At 71.5% G+C, this 19,740-nt stretch carries 18 protein-coding genes; 17 read left to right on the forward strand and 1 reads right to left on the reverse strand.

From position 1 onward, the window contains the following. The first annotated feature begins 70 nt into the window (after positions 1-70). The 13 genes from AB0F61_RS02170 to ahcY all read left to right on the forward strand — a co-directional run bounded on the left by AB0F61_RS02170 (position 71) and on the right by ahcY (position 15,053). The gene (locus tag AB0F61_RS02170; protein WP_357802413.1) at positions 71-493 is read left to right on the forward strand and encodes a YbaB/EbfC family nucleoid-associated protein; all 423 of its coding nucleotides are present in this window, start codon (positions 71-73) and stop codon (positions 491-493) included. Beyond that, complete coding sequence (locus tag AB0F61_RS02175; protein ID WP_357802414.1) at positions 490-822, forward strand: hypothetical protein; 333 nt, start codon at positions 490-492, stop codon at positions 820-822. Before AB0F61_RS02170 ends, AB0F61_RS02175 begins: the two co-directional genes overlap by 4 nt. 15 nt (positions 823-837) lie before the next feature. Next, complete coding sequence (locus AB0F61_RS02180) at positions 838-5,235, forward strand: toxin glutamine deamidase domain-containing protein (protein ID WP_357802417.1); 4,398 nt, start codon at positions 838-840, stop codon at positions 5,233-5,235. Further along, positions 5,232-5,672 (forward strand): hypothetical protein, encoded by a 441-nt coding sequence (locus tag AB0F61_RS02185; RefSeq protein ID WP_357802420.1) that lies wholly within the window; start codon positions 5,232-5,234, stop codon positions 5,670-5,672. Before AB0F61_RS02180 ends, AB0F61_RS02185 begins: the two co-directional genes overlap by 4 nt. Positions 5,673-5,793: 121 nt before the next feature. Continuing rightward, positions 5,794-6,042 (forward strand): hypothetical protein, encoded by a 249-nt coding sequence (locus AB0F61_RS02190; protein WP_357802423.1) that lies wholly within the window; start codon positions 5,794-5,796, stop codon positions 6,040-6,042. A gap of 107 nt (positions 6,043-6,149) precedes the next feature. Next, entirely contained in the window at positions 6,150-6,854 is a 705-nt protein-coding gene (locus AB0F61_RS02195) for an endonuclease V (RefSeq protein ID WP_357802425.1), read from the forward strand. A 151-nt stretch (positions 6,855-7,005) separates the two neighbouring features. After that, positions 7,006-8,061, forward strand: coding sequence for a hypothetical protein (locus AB0F61_RS02200; protein WP_357802428.1), 1,056 nt, complete (start codon positions 7,006-7,008; stop codon positions 8,059-8,061). 70 nt (positions 8,062-8,131) lie between these two features. Further along, positions 8,132-9,517 carry a phosphomannomutase/phosphoglucomutase gene (locus tag AB0F61_RS02205; RefSeq protein ID WP_357802431.1) on the forward strand — a complete coding sequence of 462 codons (1,386 nt, stop codon included), beginning with the start codon at positions 8,132-8,134 and terminating at the stop codon, positions 9,515-9,517. 61 nt (positions 9,518-9,578) lie between these two features. Next, positions 9,579-9,764: a Trm112 family protein gene (locus AB0F61_RS02210; protein ID WP_357802434.1), complete on the forward strand. Its 186-nt coding sequence runs from the start codon at positions 9,579-9,581 to the stop codon at positions 9,762-9,764. Next, positions 9,761-10,957, forward strand: coding sequence for an SIS domain-containing protein (locus tag AB0F61_RS02215; protein ID WP_357802437.1), 1,197 nt, complete (start codon positions 9,761-9,763; stop codon positions 10,955-10,957). Before AB0F61_RS02210 ends, AB0F61_RS02215 begins: the two co-directional genes overlap by 4 nt. Before the next feature lie 147 nt (positions 10,958-11,104). Then, the gene (locus tag AB0F61_RS02220) at positions 11,105-12,106 is read left to right on the forward strand and encodes a cation diffusion facilitator family transporter (protein WP_357802440.1); all 1,002 of its coding nucleotides are present in this window, start codon (positions 11,105-11,107) and stop codon (positions 12,104-12,106) included. Positions 12,107-12,109: 3 nt separating this feature from the next. Further along, a complete protein-coding gene (gene manA, locus AB0F61_RS02225; protein ID WP_357802443.1) occupies positions 12,110-13,273 on the forward strand; it encodes a mannose-6-phosphate isomerase, class I in 1,164 nt (387 codons plus the stop codon). A gap of 280 nt (positions 13,274-13,553) precedes the next feature. After that, the gene (ahcY, locus tag AB0F61_RS02230) at positions 13,554-15,053 is read left to right on the forward strand and encodes an adenosylhomocysteinase (RefSeq protein ID WP_357802446.1); all 1,500 of its coding nucleotides are present in this window, start codon (positions 13,554-13,556) and stop codon (positions 15,051-15,053) included. Between the two features lie 72 nt (positions 15,054-15,125). Here ahcY and AB0F61_RS02235 read toward each other — a convergent pair whose 3' ends face one another. After that, complete coding sequence (locus tag AB0F61_RS02235) at positions 15,126-15,284, reverse strand: hypothetical protein (protein WP_357802448.1); 159 nt, start codon at positions 15,282-15,284, stop codon at positions 15,126-15,128. Positions 15,285-15,454: 170 nt separating this feature from the next. Here AB0F61_RS02235 and efeU point away from each other — a divergent pair, with 170 nt between their 5' ends. The 4 genes from efeU to mtrA all read left to right on the forward strand — a co-directional run bounded on the left by efeU (position 15,455) and on the right by mtrA (position 19,734). Further along, positions 15,455-16,363, forward strand: a complete 909-nt coding sequence (efeU, locus tag AB0F61_RS02240) for an iron uptake transporter permease EfeU (protein ID WP_357802451.1) — start codon at positions 15,455-15,457, stop codon at positions 16,361-16,363. Positions 16,364-16,387: 24 nt separating this feature from the next. Beyond that, positions 16,388-17,521 (forward strand): iron uptake system protein EfeO, encoded by a 1,134-nt coding sequence (gene efeO / locus AB0F61_RS02245; RefSeq protein ID WP_357802454.1) that lies wholly within the window; start codon positions 16,388-16,390, stop codon positions 17,519-17,521. Between the two features lie 19 nt (positions 17,522-17,540). Beyond that, positions 17,541-18,818, forward strand: a complete 1,278-nt coding sequence (efeB, locus tag AB0F61_RS02250; protein ID WP_357802457.1) for an iron uptake transporter deferrochelatase/peroxidase subunit — start codon at positions 17,541-17,543, stop codon at positions 18,816-18,818. A gap of 226 nt (positions 18,819-19,044) precedes the next feature. After that, entirely contained in the window at positions 19,045-19,734 is a 690-nt protein-coding gene (gene mtrA / locus AB0F61_RS02255) for an MtrAB system response regulator MtrA (protein ID WP_110564421.1), read from the forward strand. Positions 19,735-19,740 lie beyond the last annotated feature (6 nt).

Genomic DNA, 19,740 nt, shown 5'->3' on the forward strand with positions numbered 1-19,740 from the left:
CTACCGGATTACGCGGATCGATGGCAGCCGGTATGGTGCTGCTCTACCGACGGTGACGGAAGGGGCGGCGGTGAGCGAACACGTGGACCGGCACGCCAACCGCGAGCTACGGGCCCGATTCGACGACGTGTACGGGCAGTACCAGCAGCTCAGGTCCGGTTTGGACAGCCTCCAGACGCGCCTCGCCGAGCTGCGCGTGACCCGACGGTCGGCCGACGGTCAGGTGACGGCCACCGTGGGCGCCCAGGGTCAGCTGATCGAGGTCGAGCTGACGCCGGCCGTCTACCGCGAGCGGGACGCCGCGGCGCTCGGCCGAAAAATCACCGAAACGATCCGGGTAGCCGCGTCCGCCGCCGCCGACGCCACCCGCGACCTTGTCGCCGAGGTCATGCCGGCCGGCTCCGGGACGGCTGACTTCCTGCGCACCGGGGACTACGCCACGCTGCTCGGCCGGGCCGACACCGTGCTCGGCGAAGGTGCGGGGCAGCCATGACCGACGGGCAGCTCTGGCTCGATCCGTCCCGGGCCCGCCGCGGCGGTGCCGACCTCGCACTCGCCGGTGAGGCGGTGACGGCCCGTCGAACGGCGGAAGGCGGTGCGATCGAGGCCGCCAGCGGTGCCCGGCCGTGGGGTCGCGACGACATCGGCGCCGCGTTCGAGCGCAACTACCGCGGGTTCGAGCAGACCGTGCTGCGGGCCTGGGCGGGCGTCGGGCACCGACTCACCGAACTGGGCAGCGACGTGGTCCGCGCCGTCGACGCGAGCGTGCAGACCGACGGGGACAGCGCCGCCCGGTTCGGTCGGGCCGCCGACAAGCGCTGACGGCCGGCGACCGCGATGAGTGTGCTGCCGAGCCCGATTCCGCACCCACTTGACCACGCACCCTGGGACGTGCCGGGCTGGATCTACGAGGCCCTCGACTGGGTGGTCGGCGTGCAGTGGCCGGAGGGCAACGAACGGGCCGTCTGGGACGTCGCCGACAAGTGGTACGCGATTGCCGGCGTCCTTTCCGGCCCGTACACCGATGCCGCCGCTGCCGCCGCCGAGGTGCACGACGGGTACGGGCGGGTCGGGGCCGTCGACGCGGCGTTCGAGGCGGCCTGGCGGGGGATCGCCGAGGATGCCGACGCCCCGCTGCCCGTGCTGCTCGCGGTCACCGCCGATCTGGGCCGGCTGGTCGAGGAGTGCGGCTGCGACATCGAGGGCGCCAAGCTGGAAGTCTGGATCGAGCTGGGCATCCTGGTCGTCGAACTGCTCTCGGTGGCCGTCGCAGCGGTGCTCACCGCCGGTGCGGCAACCCCGGCGGCCGGCGCGGCAATCACCGCGACCCGGCTGCTGGTCCAACAGATCTTCAAGCGGCTGATGGGCCAACTCGCCAGCAAGTCCCTCCGGCACGGGCTCAAGGAGGCCGGCGAGCGGGCGGCCAAGGAGGTCGCCCGGGGTGGCGTGCGCGGTCTCACCAGGCGCGCCGCCCGGGAAGGGCTGGAGGAGGCCGCCGAGGAGGCCGGCGTCACCCTGGCCACCCAGGCGTACCAGAACTCCACCGGGCGGGCACACGGCCTGGACCTGACCGACCTCGGCGCCTCGGCGGTCGGTGGCCTCGCCGGCGGGGCGGTGGCACCGCTCGCCGGCCTGGGCCGGCACGCGACCGGGCGGGTGGCGCGCGTCGGGGAGCACCTGGGGCGGGAGATGACCGGCGAAATGCTCGCCGAGAGCGCTGCCAGCCTGGCCACCGGTCAGGGCCTGACCTCCGTGGAGGACGTGGCACGCGCCGCCGCGTCCGGGGCCACCGGTTCGGCGACCGGCCAGACCGACCACGCGTTACGCGCCCGGCTCGACGCGCAGGCAAACGCCCTCGGCGGGGCGTCGTTCGCCGGCCCCTCCCTCCCTTCCGTGGCGTCGGTCGCCGGTGACCCGTCCGCCTCCGGGGCGTCCTCCTCGGCGGGGGGTGTGGTCGGAGCGGATTCGTCCACTGTGGCCGCGAGTGCGGCGGGTTCGAGTGGCACGGTCTCGGCTGCGGGCGTTCCGGTGCAGGCGACGCCGGCCGCCGCCCCGTCGCCGCCGGAGCACGCGGTGCCGCTCCACGCCGATCAGCCGGGCGTCCCCGTAGCTCAGGCGACGACACTGCCGCCCTCCACTGCCGCCGACGTGCACGTGTCAACACCATCGACGGCCGGCGTCCTGTCCGATGTGGACGCCGGCGGCCGGTCGCCGCACCCGTCGGCGGACGGACCTCTGCTGAAGGAGGCCAGCGCCGCACCCCCGGTCGCGGCCGATCCGACGCTTCCGCAGGTGGCCGCCGATCCGAGGACGTCGCCGGTGGCGGCTCCCGGGCTGTCGCCGGCGGTCGCTCCCGGGCTGTCGTCCGTGGCCGCTCCCGGGGTCTCGTCGGCGGTCGCTCCCGGGCTGTCGCCGGTGGCGGCTCCCGGGCTGTCGCCGACGGTCGCTCCCGGGCTTTCGCCTGTGGCCCCTCCCGGGCCTTCGTCCGTCGCCGCGCCCGCAGCGGGGACCGCCGGGTCGGTCACCGGTGTCGCACCCGGCCACCTCGGCAACTCGCCGCACCCCACCACCCCCACCACCTCCGGCCCGGTTGCCTGGTCGCCGTCGACCACCACGCCAGCGCCGACGACCACCACCGGCCCGACCGCGCCTGTCACGTTCCCTACCCCGAGGGCGGGACGATCGCACGCCCCGACGCGGGAGCTGCGGCCACCCGATCACCCGGCCCGAGGCAGGGCGTCGGTCCCCGTCGACGTCGTGGCCTTCGGCGATCCGGTGGCACCCACGACCGACACCATCGACTGGTACGCCGCGCAGTGGGCCGCCGAGGCGGAAGCCGCCGAGCGGCGGCGCTACCACGGCCACCACCAGACGCAGCGGACCGGATTCGAGCGCAACCGACGGCAGGCCGAGGCCACCCGACTGCGCGCCCGGGCCGCCGAACACGATCGCCGGGCCATCGAGTACGCCACCTACGCCCGACAACTGCACCAGGCTGGTCACCGGCAGTGGGCCGACGGCTGGCAGCGGGCCGCGAACGACGAGGCACGCGCGTACGCCCAGTGGCGTGACCTGGCCGAAGCGGTGCTGGCCGGCACCACCGCGCCGCCGGTCGTGGACATCGGCGCCGCCGCCTTCGAGCACGCCAACAGCGACGTCGGCGCGCTCGCGCTCGGCGCGGTGGAGACGTCCGGTCCGTCCCGGCTCACCGGCGACGACACACCCCCACCGATCGACGACTCCCGGCCCTACGGGCGACCCGGAGGGCTGCGTCCACCGCTCGCCCTGCACCAGGTCGACGTCGAACGGCAGATGCCCCGCGAGTCGGACGGCAGCGTCACACGCACCGCCGACCCCCGGCAGGGCGGCTGGTTCCGGCTGCTGAACGACGGAGGCCCCACGGCCGACGCCACCCGGGGCATCAACTGCCTGGACTGCACCCTGTCGATGTTCGAGACCTGGGTGCACGGGCGGCCGCGAGTGTCGGCGCCACGAACCTTCGACGGCTACCTGGACGGGGACATCCGACGCCCCATCCGCGGCGAGGCGGGCGGCCCGGGCCGGGTGGAGGACGTGACCGGCGGACGCTTCCAGCAGCTCCTCGCCCCGCCGTCCGGACAACGCCCGTACACCGAGCAGGCACGGCAGGACGCCGACCGGGGCTACCGCAACCTGCACGACCAACTGTTGCTGGGTGGCCACGGCAGCTACGCGTTCCTGGTCACCGAGTGGCCGCACGGCGGTTCGCACGCCTGGGTGGCGCTCAACCAGAACGGCACGGTGCTCTACGTGGACCCGCAGAACGGCGTGGTCCGGGACCGGCCGCTGTACCCCGATGTGGTCGGTATCGACGCGCTGGTGCTGAGCGGGGACGGCCGGCCCATGCCGCTCGGCGGGCTACCCCGCGGCCGGTTCAGCGAGCGGCCCGACCTGCCGGAGCATCCCTCGGCGGACGACGACGGCGGCCACGGTGACCCGTACATCAACCGGATGTATCTCCTGCTGGACGGCCCGGGCTCGACGAGTGCGGGCGAGAGTGAGCCCGCCGAGGACTCCTCCGGCGCTGTTGTGCGGCAGCCGCCGGCGGGTGCCAGCCCGGCCCGGGTCGTCTCGATGGCCGCCAGTCTGGACGAGATCTTCACGGCCGGAGTGAGTCCGGCCGAGTTCGCGACGGTGGTCGACCCGCCTGGCCTTAGTCGGCTGGTGCCGGAGCTGGACGACGCGTCGGCGCGGGACGTGGTGCGGCTGTTCGCCGACGGTCGGGTCCGCGACATGCTCGACAGCGCTCGGCGGGAGCCGCCCGCGAACGAGCCAGAACTGGCCGAGAGCCTGACCCGGCAGCTCGTGCGGCATCCAGAGTTGGCGCGCATGATCCTGTCCACGCCCGAACTCGCGAACTCGTTGACCGCGCGCCCGTTGACCCTCTATCACCTGACCGGTCATCAGCAGGCCATCGACGTCCTCGCCGAGGTGCTCGACGACGTCGCCCGGCAAGAAGCTGCTGGCCTGGAGGCGGCCGGCCGGGATGTACCGCGGCCAGAGCCGACTCCCCTCACCGATGAGCAACTGAGGATCAGTGCCAGCATCCAGGTGCGTCGGGGGCCGATTGCGCAGGCGGGGTTCGATGACCTCCGGCGCGGTGACGAGGCCTACCGTAAGCGCTACCTCGACGATCTCTACGCGGCTGCGGCCGTGGCACAGGCCGATCTGAATCAGCTGGCGGTATCCCTTGCTGATGTCGACGGCCATCGTGTCGGGGAACCCGGCTGGCGTCCTCAGCCCAAGGACCGTCGCCGAGCCGAAGACAAGGTGAACAAAAATCAGGGCGATGTGTCGAAATTGCTCGACCTCGCGGCCGCGAAGGTCGAGTTCCGCAACCTCGACGATCTCTACGCCGCGCTCGGCCGGATCAGGAGCCACCGAGGCGTCGTCGTTGTGAGCTGCGAAGATCGGTTCGTGACCCCAATGAGTAGTGGCTATCGGGACGTGCAAATGGTCCTGCGGATGCGGAACGGCCACCTGGCCGAATTCCGACTACACTTGGCCGCACTTGACGCTGTCGCGGCGTGGGAGCATGTGCTTTATGAGGTGCGACGTGACGTGGAGGCCCTTGCCGAGGCGGAGGGCCGACCTCTCACGCCTCGGGAGCGAGCAATCACAGATGGCGTTCGTCTTCGCGAGCAACGGCTATTTTGGCAGGCATTGCAGTCAACTTTCGAGGAGAAGTCTGGATGACCGAGATGCCTGGCCTGGTGCTCCCCGCTTACTACCTTTACTACCAGTCGCCGGTGAAGATTGTCGGAACCCCTGATGGCGGCGCCCGCGTCTGGCGGGTTTCTATCGACTCTGGTGGTTGGCACGAAAAGAATGACATCTTCGTCGAAATAACGCTCGGCGTCGGCGGCGATATTTTCCGCCGTACCGCAGAGGATTTCGTGCAGGAGGTCGAGGCATTCAGGGCCCATCACCTCAAGGGTGAGGGACCCATCTTCGCGCTCTACGATGCGGTGCGGTCTATCGAGGAACTCGCAGACGCCGAGGCTCGTCATGAGACTCCACGCGAACAGGCCATCATTCGTGGCATTCGGCAGCGGACGTTCGTCATGTTCGAGGAGCAACTCCGGGCGGCCGGTGATCCTGGTGCGGACCCCGAGATAGCGAGGGCGAAGTAGGCATACGCGGCGGATCGACGGACGGTAAGGCGGGGTCGGTGGTGACCGAAGGTTCGGGCGCTCGGTTGGTGTGGAGCGGATGGCCGGGGTAAGGGCTGGCGCAGCCGAATAGCATCGACCTATGGCGAGTTCCGACACGCAGAACGGCAAGTCCAACCTCTGGGCATGGCCGGTTGGCATCCTGATCGGCCTGGCGATCGGCATTCCCTCGTTCGGTTCGACCGGCGGCGTCGCCTTCGGTGTGGCCATTGGCATCGCCTTCGCGATCGCCTTCGGCGGTACGAAGGGGCGAACCGACGGTGACCCGGCGAAGGGTGGCCCGGATGGTGGTGCCGCCGGGGACGGTGCCGACCGACCCCAGCAAGGGTGATCGACTCGGGTTTGGCGATGTCGGGGCATCCGAGGCCGTGGGATACCCCGACTTCACGGAAGTCGAGTGGATCATCGCGAGCCGCGGTGGGGCCGGGTGGCGCGGCGATGACGGGTGGCGCGGTGGGGCCGGGCAGTGTTGCCGAGGCGGTGGCCGTACAGGAGGAGTTGCGGCCGTTGGTCGACCTGGTCGGGCCGGGGCCGAGCGCGCCGGAGACGGTGGCCGGCCTGGACGTCGCGTACTCCCAGGGTGGTGACCTGCTGGCGGCGGCCGTGACGGTGTTGGATGCCCGCACGCTGGTCGTGGTGGATTCGGCGGTTTGTGTGGGGCGGCCGGCGTTCGGCTACGTGCCGGGGCTGTTCGCCTTCCGTGAGTTGCCCGCGCTGCTCGGCGCATTGGACCGCCTGGGCACGGTCCCGGATCTGCTGGTGTGCGACGGGCACGGGTTGGCGCATCCGCGCCGGTTCGGGCTCGCCTGCCACCTCGGGGTGGTCACCGGGTTGCCCGCGATCGGGGTGGGGAAGACACCGCTGGTGGGGACGTGGGACCCGCCGGCCGCCGAGCGCGGTGCCTGGTCGCCGCTGCGCGACGGCGGTGACGTCGTCGGCCGGGTGCTCCGAACCCAGGACGGCGTGAAGCCGGTCTTCGTCAGCGTCGGGCATCGGATGAGCCTGGAGAACGCGACAGCGCAGGTGCTCGCGTTGACCCCGCGGTTCCGGCTGCCGGAGAGCACCCGCACCTCCGACCGACTCTGTCGCGACGCCCTCGCCGGTGCGCGGCAGGCCGACCGGTCGACTGATCCGGCCGAATGATCGGCTGCTCGGTCTGAGCAACCGCAGGTCGACGGGCCGGGTGGTAAACCGTAACGAGACACACATCTGGGCCGCTCTATGACCGACGAGGTGGATGGGGCGGTAGTAGCCTGACCGGCGGACCCCACCCGGGGAGAACGGCGAGGTGATCATGACGGTGCGTCGACGCGCGGCACGGCTCGCGGCGGTCTGCGGTCTGGTGGGCGGCCTGGTGATGCTCGGCGCGTCGCCGGCGCTGGCCGACGACGACTCGGTCCGGGTGGGTGCGGCCAGCAGCTTCGCGGCCGGCGGTTCCGCGCAGGGGGTGAACGTGGCGGTGCGCAAGCGCACCGACGGCTGTGTCCTGCTGCGTACCGCGCTGTTTCTCAACCTTGAGGACCTCCAGCCGCACCAGTTGAAGGTCGAGGTCAACGCGGGCGGGCGCTGGTTCCCGGTGCCCCTCACCGGCGGTGGCGGCGCCGTGGGCACCGCGCAGACGTCGCCGTCGAAGCCGACCCTCTGCAAGGGCAAGGGCATCACGGTGCGGTACCGGGTGACCTTTGGTGCGGGTGCCCCGGGTGGCCGGCTCGCCGTGACCGGTGTGGGTGTCAGCGCGTCCGGCCAGGAGGTTGGCCGGGGCAGCGACACGTCGAGGGTGACCGGCGCGCGGGTAACCCCGTCGCCGACGCCGTCGAAGAAGGCGACGCCCACCCCGAGCCCGACCGACGTCGCGACAGTCGACGACGCGGCTACTCCGGCGGCGCTGGGCGGCGTGTCCGGCGCGCCGGACACCGAGGCGGTCGCCGCCGCCTCGTCCGGCGGCACCTCGCCGGTGATGATCTTCGGCATCGTCATGGTGGCGATCGGGTTGCTGCTCATCGTGCTGCTGTTCCGTCGCTCGCGCCAGGATCGCCGGCCGTCCGACGAGCCGGCCGGCCCGCTGCCGGGCAACCCGGGCGGCACCACCTACCGGGCCGGCGGTGGGTCGCCGATCGCGCCCGGTCGCCCTGGTCAGGTGTACGGCCAGCAGCCGCCGGTGGTCGGTCCGGCTGCCGTGCCGTCCCCGCGCCCGGCCGCCGGTGGCGTCTACGGCGCCCGACCCGCCGCCGGTGCGCCCCCGGAGGCGACGCAGCCGATGCCGGGAGCGCCCGAAACCCGACCGCTGCCCGGGGATCCGCCCCCCGACGACGGCGGTCGCACCGTGATCATGCCCCGGCTCCCCGGCTGAGCGGGGCTCGACCCGGACCCTCCGTTAGGCTCAGGCTCGGTGTCTAACCTGCGGCCAAGGAGTGGAACACGTGTCTGATCTGTCCCAGATTGTGAAGGCGTACGACGTCCGAGGGACGGTGCCGGACCAGTGGGACGAACGGGCCGCCGAGGCGCTGGGAGCGGCGTTCACCCAGTTGCTCAACTCCACCGAGGAGCCGGGCGACGCGGTGATCGTCGGGTACGACATGCGAGCCACCTCGCCCGGACTGGCCGCCGCGTTCGCCGCCGGCGTACGGGCCGAGGGCCGCTCGGTGATCGAGATCGGGCTCGCCTCCACCGATCTGCTCTACTTCGCCTCCGGCTCGCTCGACCTGCCCGGCGCGATGTTCACCGCCAGCCACAACCCCGCCCAGTACAACGGCATCAAGATGTGCCGCTCCGGCGCTCGTCCGATCGGCCAGGAGAGCGGTCTGGCGGAGATCCGGGAGCGGGCCCAGGCGCTGCTGGACTCGGGCGAGGCCCGCCCAGCCGGTACGCCGACCCGGCCGGCGGAGCGGCGCGACCTGCTTCCCGACTATGCCGGCTACCTGCGCAAGCTCGTCGACCTCTCGGGCATCCGGCCGTTGAAGGTCGTCGTCGACGCCGGCAACGGGATGGGCGGCTTCACCGTCCCCACCGTGCTCGGCGACGCCGCCCTGTCGCCGCTGCCGCTGGAGATCGTGCCGCTCTACTTCGAGTTGGACGGCACCTTCCCCAACCACGAGGCCAACCCACTGGATCCGGCGAACCTGGTCGACCTCCAGCGCGCGGTGGTGGAGCACAAGGCCGACATCGGGTTGGCCTTCGACGGCGACGCCGACCGGTGCTTCGTGGTGGACGAGCGCGGCGAGCCGGTTTCGCCGTCGGCGATCACCGCCCTCGTCGCCGCGCGAGAGCTGGGCAAGCACCCCGGTTCCACAGTGATCCACGGCCTGATCACCTCCAGCGCGGTCGCGGAGATCATCCGCGAGCACGGTGGGAAGCCTGTCGTCGCCCGGGTCGGGCACTCCTTCATCAAGGCGGAGATGGCCCGGACCAATGCCGTCTTCGGCGGCGAGCACTCCGCGCACTACTACTTCCGGGACTTCTGGTTCGCCGACACCGGGATGCTCGCGGCGATGCACACCCTGGCCGCGCTGGGCGAGCAGTCGCTACCGCTGTCCGTGCTGGCCGGCGAGTACGAGCGCTACATCGCCTCCGGCGAGATCAACTCGACGGTGGCCGACCAGGCGGCGGCGGTGGCCGAGGTGCGGGCCGCGTACCCCGACGCGGTGGCCGACGAGATGGACGGGCTCACCCTGCGCTTCCCCGACGGCGCCTGGTTCAACCTGCGCGCCTCCAACACCGAGCCGCTGCTGCGGCTCAACGTCGAGGCGCCCACCCGCGAGCGGATGGTCTCGCTCCGGGACGACGTGCTCGACCGCGTTCGCCGATAAGATCGCCTGCGCCGGTCGGCACCGCCGCCGGTCAAGCCGCACACGTGGAAGGAGCCGTGCCATGGCCCTGGATCCGCAGTTGCTCGAGATTCTCGCCTGTCCGGACACGCACCACGCCCCGCTCACCTACGACGCCGAGGCGCAGACGCTCACCTGCACGGAGTGTGGCCGGATCTACGAGGTCCGCGACGACGTGCCGGTGCTGCTGCTCGACGAGGCGCGCGGCGGCCCTGGGCAGCCCTCATGATCGACGGTACGGCCGGGGTCAGCGGTCGTCGCGACGCCGACGAGGCCCTGCTCGACAACCCGGAGGCGCTGGCCGAGCACGACCCGGGCGGCATGCTCCGGCACACCGCGTCGGCCGGTGCGCAGGTTCGCGAGAGCGCCGCCCTGGCCGCCGAGGCGAACCTGGCGGTCCTCGCCGACGACGGGCGTCCGCGAGCCGTCGTGATCGCCGGCATCGGCACCGCGGGGCGTACCGGGGATGTGCTGGCCACGGTCGCCGGGCCGCGCTGCCCGGTCCCGATCATCGGGCACCGCAGCGCGGGCGTACCCGGCTGGGTGGGCGCGGCGGACGTGGTGATCGCGGTGAGCGCGTCCGGTCGTAGCCCGGAGGCACTCGGTGCCGCCGAGGCGGCGCACCGGCGCGGTGCCCGCCTGGTTGCCGTGGGTGCCCCCGACTCGCAGTTGCAGTCGATCGCCGAGCAGGCCCGAGCGCCGTTCATTCCGGTGCCCCGGCGTGCCCCGGCCCGCGCCAGCCTCTGGGCGCTCACCGTGCCCGTCCTGCTCGCGGCCCGTTCGCTCGGGCTCGTGAAGGTCAACGAGGCGGATCTGGCGGAGACCGCGGCCCGGCTCGACGCCGACGCCGACCGTTGCCGCTCCGCCGCGGAGTCCTTCGTCAATCCGGCGAAGTCACTGGCCCTGGGCCTGGCCGGCTCGATCCCGATCGTCTGGGGCTCGTCCCCGCTGGCGACAGTGGCCGCCCGCCGGTTCGGCGACACCCTGTCGGCCAACGCCCGCTACCCGGTGGTCACCGGGGCGCTCGGTGAGGCCGGCCGGGGCCGGGTCGGGCTGCTCGACGGCGTCTTCGGCGGCCTGGCCGAGGGCGAGCGGGACATCTTCGCCGATCCGGCGGAGGACGACGGCGAAGGCACCCGGCTGCGCCTCGTGCTGCTGCGCGACGGCGGGCTCAACGCCGAGGACGACACCGATGAGCCCCTCGCCGTCGAGGAGCGCCGCGCGGACGCGGTGCAGACCCTCGCCGAGCGTCGTGGCGTGCGGTGTGACGTGGTGACCGCCGAGGGTGGTTCGGCGCTGGAGCGGTTGGCCTCGCTGATCGCGGTCCCGGATTTCGCCTCGATCTACCTTGCCCTGGCCCACGGGCTGGACCCGATGGCCGTTCCGGCCATCACCGAGATGAAGGAGCTGTCGAACCAGTGAACGACCGTAGGGGGCGGCGCGGCATGCGCGGACCGGGCAGCTTCGTGCGACGAAGCGGAGCGGCGGCGTGAGCGAGCGCAGCGAGCGAACCAGGTGGCTCAGCAGCGGGGCGTCTCAGGTCGCCGCGACGCGAAGCGGAGCGGCGGCATGAGCGCGAACGGCGGGACGAAGGCGATTGTCGCCGCCCTGCTTGCCAACATCGGCATCGCCGTCACCAAGTTCATCGCGTTCCTGCTCTCCGGGTCGTCGTCGATGCTGGCCGAGGCGGTCCACTCGGTCGCCGACTCCGGCAACCAGGGCCTCCTGCTGCTCGGCGGCAAGCGGGCGAAACGGGCGGCCACCCCGGAACACCCGTTCGGGTACGGCCGGGAGCGCTACATCTACGCGTTCATCGTGTCCATCGTGCTGTTCAGCATCGGTGGTCTGTTCGCGCTCTACGAGGCGTACCACAAGTTCCACGATCCCCACGGGATCACCGAATGGCAGTGGTTGCCGGTGGCCGTGCTGCTGGCCGCGATCATCATGGAGTCGGTCTCCTTCCGGACCGCCATCAAGGAGTCCAACCACATCCGGGGCAACCAGTCCTGGGTGCGCTTCATCCGCCGGGCCAAGGCGCCCGAGCTGCCGGTGGTGCTGCTGGAGGACTTCGGCGCGCTCGTCGGTCTGGTGTTCGCGCTGTTCGGCGTCACCATGACGCTGATCACCGGCGACGGGGAGTGGGACGCCGCCGGCACCGCGATGATCGGCATCCTGCTCGTGGTCATCGCCGTGGTGCTGGCCATCGAGACGAAGAGCCTGCTGCTCGGTGAGGGCGCCGAGGCGTCCGACCTGGCCGCCATCGAGCGAGCCGTCACCGCCGGCCCCGAGGTGGAGCGGATCATCCACATGAAGACGCTCTACCTGGGCCCGGAAGAGCTGCTGGTGGCCGCGAAGATCGCCGTGCCGGAGTGCGAGAGCGCTCACGACCTGGCCCGCGGCATCAACGCCGTGGAGGCGCGGATCCGCGCCGCGGTGCCGATCGCCCGGGTGATCTACCTGGAGCCGGACGTCTACAGCGCCGCCGCCGCCGAGGCCGGCACCGGCGCGGCCGCCGACACCGCTGTGCCGCAGGACGCGTCGGGCGAGGCGGCCGGGCGGCCCGGGGGCTGACCTGTGGAGCCACTCTACGGACCGATCCGCGACTACGCCTGGGGCTCCCGCTCGGCCCTCGCCCTTCTCCAGGGCCGGGTGGTGCCCAGCGCGGGGCCGGAGGCCGAGCTGTGGTTGGGCGCCCACCCGGGCGCCCCGGCCAGCGTGGACCGTGCCGGCCAGCGGGTGAGCCTCTGCGACCTGGTGCGGGACGAGCCGGGGCAGTGGCTCGGCCAGCGGGTGTCGGAGCGGTTCGGCAGCCGGCTGCCGTTCCTGCTCAAGGTGCTCGCGGCCGACGCTCCGCTGAGCCTGCAGGCACACCCGGACGCGGAACAGGCGCGGGCGGGCTACGCGGCGGAGGCGGGCCTTCCCGAGGGGCAGCGCAACTATTCCGACCCGCACCACAAGCCGGAGCTGCTCGTCGCGCTCACCCCGTTCGAGGCACTGTGCGGTTTCCGGGATCCGACGGAGTCGGCCGAGGCGCTCGCCGCGTTCGGCGTACCGGAGTTGGCGCCGGTGGTCGACGCGTTGCGGGGCGGGCCGGAAGGGCTGCGCACGGCGGTGCGGACGCTGCTCGGCTGGCCGGTCGCCGAGCGCGACGGGCTGCTGGGTTCCGTTCTGGCGGCGTCGGTCGAGGGCCCGGACGCGGAGTTGGCCCGCCGGCTGGCCAAGGCGTACCCGGCGGATCCGGGTGTGCTTGTGGCGTTGCTGCTGCACCATGTGCGGCTGATGCCGGGGGAGGCGATCTGGATGCCTGCCGGCAACCTGCACGCCTACCTGAGCGGCTGCGGCGTGGAGATCATGGCGGCCAGTGACAACGTGCTGCGGGGTGGGCTGACCCCGAAACGGGTGGATGTCGACGAGTTGCTGCGGGTGCTCCGCTTCGAGGTGCTCGACGAGCCGGTACGGGCCGCGCTGCCGGTCGGGCCGGGCGTGGACTGGTGGCCCGTGCCGGTTGACGATTTCGCGTTGCACCGGGTGCGGGTGGGCGCTGCGGTGCCCTCGGTCGCGCTGCCGTTGCCCGGTCCCCGGGTGGTGCTCTGCGCCGGGGGCGTGGTCACCGTCGACGACGGCGTCGGTGCGGTGACGCTGGCGTCCGGCGAGGCGGCGATCGGCACCGCGGCCGGCGAGCCGCTGCGGATCAGTGGCGACGGTGAGGCGTACGTGGCGACCTCCGGATTGCGGTGACCCGGTCGACGCCAGCGACGACACAAGTCCGACTTTTCCGGAATAGCTTGACGAGGAGTTGCCCGAGTGTGACTCTATGAGTACGCAGCGTTATCGCGACGACGGTCCGAGAACGTGCGGGGAACCAAACCGGGGGGATGCACGGGGCGGGCGGGACGTGGGCGGGAAAGTCCGTTCATCACCGACCGCCCCGTGCGCTGTCTGCCGACCGTTCCCAAGACCAGTCGACGGCGCGCGTAAGGTGGAAAGTCGGCGCAGACATCGTTCGACAGGAGCTTTCATGACCAGCACCCTCCCGGCGTCCCCCAGCGGTTCGCCGACCGAGGCCCGGCCGAGCACCCTCGCCGAAGGCGACTTCAAGGTGGCGGATCTGTCGCTCGCCGAGTTCGGGCGTAAGGAGATCCAACTCGCCGAGCACGAGATGCCCGGCCTGATGTCGATTCGCCGCGAGTTCGCCGAGGCGCAGCCGCTGGCCGGTGCGCGGATCACCGGCTCGCTGCACATGACCATCCAGACCGCCGTCCTGATCGAGACGCTTGTCGCCCTCGGCGCACAGGTGCGCTGGGCGTCCTGCAACATCTTCTCCACCCAGGACCACGCCGCCGCGGCGATCGTCGTCGGCCCGAACGGCACGGCCGACGCCCCCGCCGGCGTCCCGGTGTACGCGTGGAAGGGCGAGACCCTCCCGGAATACTGGTGGTGCACCGAGCAGGTGCTCGCCTGGCCGGACGGGCAGGGGCCCAACATGATCCTCGACGACGGTGGCGACGCCACCCTGCTCGTCCACAGGGGCGCCGAGTTCGAGAAGGTCGGTGCGGTGCCGCCGGTCGAGTCCGCCGACTCCGAGGAGTACGCGGTCATCCTCGAACTGCTGCACCGCTCGCTCGCCGAGGACGGTCAGCGCTGGACCCGGATCTCCGCCGGCATCAAGGGCGTGACCGAGGAGACCACCACCGGCGTGCACCGGCTCTACGAGATGCACCGCGCGGGCACCCTGCTCTTCCCGGCCATCAACGTCAACGACTCGGTGACCAAGAGCAAGTTCGACAACAAGTACGGCTGCCGGCACTCGCTCATCGACGGCATCAACCGGGCCACCGACGTGCTGATCGGCGGCAAGATGGCAGTGGTGATGGGCTACGGCGACGTGGGCAAGGGGTGCGCCGAGTCGCTGCGCGGCCAGGGCGCCCGGGTCGTGGTGACCGAGGTGGACCCGATCTGCGCGTTGCAGGCCGCGATGGACGGCTACCAGGTCGCCACCCTGGACGACGTGGTCGAGCAGGCGGACATCTTCATCACCGCCACCGGTTGCTTCGACGTCATCACCAACGAGCACATGGCCCGGATGAAGCACCAGGCCATCGTCGGCAACATCGGCCACTTCGACAACGAGATCGACATGGCCGGTCTGGCCAAGCGTTCCGACGTCGAGCGGGTCAACATCAAGCCGCAGGTCGACCTGTGGCGCTTCGCCGACGGGCACGCCATCATCGTGCTCTCCGAGGGCCGCCTGCTGAACCTGGGCAACGCGACCGGGCACCCGAGCTTCGTGATGTCGAACTCGTTCGCCAACCAGACGATCGCCCAGATCGAGCTGTTCACCAAGACCGAGGAGTACCCGATCGGCGTCTACGTGCTGCCCAAGCACCTGGACGAGAAGGTGGCCCGGCTGCACCTGGGCGCGCTCGGCGCCAAGCTGAGCACGCTCACCAAGGAGCAGGCCGCCTACCTGGGTGTCTCCACCGAGGGCCCGTTCAAGCCGGATCACTACCGCTACTGATCGACGCTCTTTCGGACCGGGTCGGCTGTTCACAGCCGGCCCGGTTCGTCGTCTCCGCCCGTAGTCGGCGGGTCAGCCCGAACGGGAGCCGCGGCGGGAGGGGCGGACCCACGTCCAGACGCACCAGGCCAGCCAGCCGAGCGACACGACGGTGGCCAACGCCCGCAGGCGCAGCGCGCTGAGCAGCACGACCACGGCAAGCACCGCCAGCCACGGCAGGAATCCCTTCACGGCGGGCATCCTTCCACAGCCGAACGGTGGCGTTCCGTCGCCGGTCGGCCGAGCCGGGGGCGCGAGGTCGAGTGAGGTTGTCCCGAACGACTTGACGAGGCTCCTGAGCAGGGAGCAAGGTATGCCTGCCCTAAGTTAGTTGAGGCGTACCTAATGAACTCGGAGCGCGGATGTTCGCCACCTACCTGATCGGCCTGCGGGAGGGTCTGGAAGCCACCCTGGTGGTCAGCATCCTGGTCGCCTTCCTGGTGAAGTCGCAGCGCCGGGACCGGCTGCCGCAGGTCTGGGCGGGCGTCGGCCTGGCCGTGGTGCTGTCGGTGCTCTTCGGCTGGCTGATCGAGTACACCTCGACCTCGCTGCTCTCCCGCTACGAGGACCGGGAGTTGTTCGAGGCGATCACCTCCGTCGCCGCCGTGGTCTTTGTCACGTGGATGATCTTCTGGATGCGTCGGGCGGCCCGGAGCATCGCCGGCGAGTTGCGGGGCAAGCTGACCGAGGCGCTTGCCGTCGGCTCGTTCGCGGTCGCCGGCATGGCCTTTCTCGCGGTGATCCGGGAGGGCCTGGAAACCGCGCTGATCTTCTACTCGGCCGCCCAGGGCGCGGCCGGCGACAGCGGACCGCTGCTCGCGTTGATCGGTGGCATCCTCACCGCCGTGGTGCTCGGCGTGCTGCTCTACGCCAGCGCCCTGCGGATCAACCTCACCAAGTTCTTCACCTGGACCGGCGCGCTGCTGATCCTGGTCGCCGCCGGCATCCTCAAGTACGGCGTCCACGACTTCCAGGAGGCCGGTGTCCTGCCCGGCCTGAACGACCTGGCCTTCGACATCACCGGCGTGCTCGACCCGACCACCTGGTACGCGGCCCTGCTCGCCGGCATGTTCAACGTGACGCCCGCGCCCAGCGTGCTGGAGACGATCGCCTGGATCGGGTACGCCGTGCCGGTCCTCCTGCTCTTCCTGCGGCCGGCCCGCCGCAGGCCGGCACCCCCCGCGAAAACCACAGTCACCGAGCGCGGAGCCGACACCGGCGCCGAGGCCGAGGCCGAGGCCGAGGCGGCAGCCACGCCGCAGCGTGCCTGACCCCCACGAGGAGAGACAGCTCAGATGCGTACCACCCGATTCTTCGCGCTGGCCGCCGTCGGCGTGCTGGCGACGGCCGGTGTGACCGCCTGCTCCGGTGCCGACAAGGACGACCCGGCCGCGGCCGGCGGCGCGATCGCGGTCAAGGCGACGGACACCGCCTGCGAGGTCGGCACCACGGACCTGGGGGCCGGCACCGCCACCTTCAAGATCACCAACTCCGGCGCCAAGGTGACCGAGTTCTACGTGTACGCCGACGGCGACCGCGTCATGGGCGAGGTGGAGAACATCGCCCCGGGACTGAGCCGTGAGCTGCACGTGGAGTTGCCGGCCGGCACCTACCAGACGGCCTGCAAGCCCGGGATGAGCGGCAAGGGCATCCGGGGCGCGCTCAAGGTCAGTGGGTCGGCGCAGCCGCTCACCGCCGACGCCGCGTTGGCCGGCGCTGCCGACAACTACCAGCGCTACGTCAAGAGCCAGACCGACGCGCTGCTGGACAAGACCGAGGAGTTCGTCACCGCGGTCAAGGCCGGCGACGTGGCGAAGTCCAAGACGCTCTACCCGGTCGCCCGCACCTACTGGGAGCGGATCGAGCCGGTGGCCGAGATCTTCGGCGACCTGGACCCCAAGATCGATGGCCGCGAGGAGGTCATCGAGGAGGGGATGGAGTTCACCGGCTTCCACCGGATCGAGAAGGACCTCTGGCAGTCGGGCGACATCAGCAAGGACGGCCCGATCGCCGACCGCCTGCTGGCGGACGTCAAGGAGATCGTGACCAAGGCCAACGCCGAGACGCTCTCCCCGCTCCAGCTCGCCAACGGTGCCAAGGAACTGCTCGACGAGGTGGCCAGCGGCAAGATCACCGGCGAGGAGGACCGCTACTCGCACACCGACCTGTGGGACTTCGCCGCCAACCTCGAAGGTTCCAAGGCCGCCGTCTCCGCCCTCCGCCCGGCCCTCCAGCAGCGCTCGCCGGAGCTGGTCACGCAGTTGGACACCGAGTTCGCGAACGTCGAGGCGCTGCTCGGCAAGCACCGCGACGGCGACGGGTGGAAGCTGCACACCGCACTGAGCAAGGCCGAGCTCAAGGATCTCTCCGACGGGATCAACGCGCTCGCCGAGCCGATCAGCAAGGTCGCCGCAGCCGTCGCGAAGTGACCGGACGACAGGGGGAGTGATGAGCGGGAGCAGGTTGACCCGGCGGCGGGCGATCACGCTCGCCGGCGCCGGGGTGGCCGGGGTCGCCGGCATGTCGGTCGGTGCCACGGCGTTTGTCAACGGCTCCCGTGGCCCGGCCGCGGTGAGCGACCACCCGGCCGGGGCGGTGCCGTTCCACGGCGAGCACCAGGCCGGCATCGTCACCCCGGCGCAGGACCGGCTGCACTTCGTCGCCTTCGACGTGATCACGAAGGACCGGGCCCGGCTTGTCGAGCTGCTCGAGGAGTGGACGGCCGCCGCCGCCCGGATGACCGCGGGGCGGGACGCCGGGATCCTCGGCGCGGTGGGCGGGATACCGGAGGCTCCACCGGACGACACCGGCGAGGCGCTCGGCCTGCCCCCGTCGCAGCTCACGCTGACGATCGGATTCGGGCCGACACTGTTCCGCGACGCCGACGGCCGGGACCGCTTCGGCATCGCCGACCGGCGGCCCGCCGCCCTGGCCGAGCTGCCGAAGTTCCCCGGCGACGCCCTGCAACCGCAGCTCTCCGGCGGTGACCTCTGCGTACAGGCGTGCGCCAACGATCCGCAGGTCGCGGTGCACGCGATCCGCAACCTGGCCCGACTCGGCATGGGCGTGGTGAGCGTCCGCTGGTCGCAGCTCGGCTTCGGGCGTACCTCGTCGACCTCCCGTGACCAGGCCACCGCGCGCAACCTGTTCGGGTTCAAGGACGGCACGGCCAACCTCAAGGCCGAGGACACCGACCTGCTGCGCGACCAGTTGTGGGTGCAGCCGGGTGACGGGCCGGACTGGATGACGGGCGGCTCGTACCTGGTCACCCGCAAGATCCGGATGCTGGTCGAGACCTGGGACCGGACCTCCCTGGCCGAGCAGGAGGAGATCGTCGGCCGGACCAAGGGCAGCGGCGCCCCCCTCGGTCGAACCAAGGAGTTCGACGAGCCGGACTTCGCCGCGCGCGGCGCGGACGGCAAGCCGGTGATCGCCGAGCACGCCCACGTGACGCTTGCCCACCCGAGCCGGAACAACGGCGCCCAGTTGCTGCGCCGGGGCTACAACTTCGTCGACGGCTCGGACGGCCTCGGCCGGCTCGACGCGGGCCTCTTCTTCATCGCCTACCAGCGCGATCCGCGCCGCCAGTTCGTGCCGATCCAGACCCAGTTGGCGCGGCACGACGTGATGAACGAATACCTGCGGCACGTCTCCAGCGGCGTGTTCGCCTGCCCGCCCGGGGTACGCGACGGCGGGGACCACTGGGGGCGCGCGCTCTTCGGCTGAGGTGGGGTCAGCCTGGCGACAGCGGGACCGGCCCAGGCTGCGGTGGCGCCGGGCGGCGTCGAAGGGGGATCATGGTGGCAGCCTGGGCCGGGGCCGATCCGCGCGCCGGGCACCGCAGCACGTGGCGCCGCCGCCGCGGGTCGCGTTGAACGCTTCTTCGGCGGCACCCTGCGTTACCGGCGGACGCCGGTCCCACCGACCTGACTGAGGATGCAATATTAATCCCATGAGAGCCCGCGTACTGGTGGTCGACGACGACCCCGCGCTCGCCGAGATGCTTGGCATCGTGTTGCGCAGCGAGGGCTTCCAGCCCTCGTTTGTGGCCGACGGCGAGCGGGCGTTGGCCGCCTTTCGTGACAGCCGTCCCGATATCGTGCTGCTCGACCTGATGCTGCCGGGTATGAGCGGTATCGACGTCGCCCGGTCGATCCGGGCGGAATCCGGCGTGCCGATCGTCATGCTCACCGCCAAGAGCGACACCGTGGACGTCGTGCTCGGCCTGGAGTCCGGTGCCGACGACTACGTGGTCAAGCCGTTCAAGCCCAAGGAGCTGGTCGCCCGCATGCGGGCCCGCCTGCGCCGAGGCGAGGACGTGGCCCCCGAGATGTTGACCATCGGGCCACCCGACAACCAGATCACCATCGACGTGCCCGCGCACACCGTCAGCCGCAACGACGAGGAGGTGAAGCTGACCCCGCTGGAGTTCGACCTGCTCGTCGCGCTCGCCCGCAAGCCGCGTCAGGTCTTCACCCGCGAGGTGCTGCTGGAGCAGGTCTGGGGCTACCGGCACGCGGCCGACACCCGCCTGGTCAACGTGCACGTCCAGCGGTTGCGCGCCAAGATCGAGCCGGACCCGGAGCGACCGGAAATCATCCTCACCGTGCGGGGCGTGGGATACAAGGCGGGGACCGGATAGCCTGGT

This window comes from Micromonospora sp. NPDC023888, assembly GCF_040639415.1.
Taxonomy (GTDB): Bacteria; Actinomycetota; Actinomycetes; order Mycobacteriales; family Micromonosporaceae; genus Micromonospora.

Bases quoted from the DNA above. Each gene is read 5' to 3' on its own strand.
- AB0F61_RS02180 (WP_357802417.1), top strand. From the start codon at position 838: ATGAGTGTGCTGCCGAGCCCGATTCCGCACCCACTTGACCACGCACCC.
- efeU (WP_357802451.1), top strand. From the start codon at position 15,455: ATGTTCGCCACCTACCTGATCGGCCTGCGGGAGGGTCTGGAAGCCACC.
- AB0F61_RS02185 (WP_357802420.1), top strand. From the start codon at position 5,232: ATGACCGAGATGCCTGGCCTGGTGCTCCCCGCTTACTACCTTTACTAC.
- ahcY (WP_357802446.1), top strand. From the start codon at position 13,554: ATGACCAGCACCCTCCCGGCGTCCCCCAGCGGTTCGCCGACCGAGGCC.
- AB0F61_RS02175 (WP_357802414.1), top strand. From the start codon at position 490: ATGACCGACGGGCAGCTCTGGCTCGATCCGTCCCGGGCCCGCCGCGGC.
- AB0F61_RS02190 (WP_357802423.1), top strand. From the start codon at position 5,794: ATGGCGAGTTCCGACACGCAGAACGGCAAGTCCAACCTCTGGGCATGG.
- AB0F61_RS02195 (WP_357802425.1), top strand. From the start codon at position 6,150: ATGACGGGTGGCGCGGTGGGGCCGGGCAGTGTTGCCGAGGCGGTGGCC.
- efeO (WP_357802454.1), top strand. From the start codon at position 16,388: ATGCGTACCACCCGATTCTTCGCGCTGGCCGCCGTCGGCGTGCTGGCG.
- AB0F61_RS02215 (WP_357802437.1), top strand. From the start codon at position 9,761: ATGATCGACGGTACGGCCGGGGTCAGCGGTCGTCGCGACGCCGACGAG.
- AB0F61_RS02210 (WP_357802434.1), top strand. From the start codon at position 9,579: ATGGCCCTGGATCCGCAGTTGCTCGAGATTCTCGCCTGTCCGGACACG.
- AB0F61_RS02200 (WP_357802428.1), top strand. From the start codon at position 7,006: ATGACGGTGCGTCGACGCGCGGCACGGCTCGCGGCGGTCTGCGGTCTG.
- mtrA (WP_110564421.1), top strand. From the start codon at position 19,045: ATGAGAGCCCGCGTACTGGTGGTCGACGACGACCCCGCGCTCGCCGAG.
- AB0F61_RS02220 (WP_357802440.1), top strand. From the start codon at position 11,105: ATGAGCGCGAACGGCGGGACGAAGGCGATTGTCGCCGCCCTGCTTGCC.
- efeB (WP_357802457.1), top strand. From the start codon at position 17,541: ATGAGCGGGAGCAGGTTGACCCGGCGGCGGGCGATCACGCTCGCCGGC.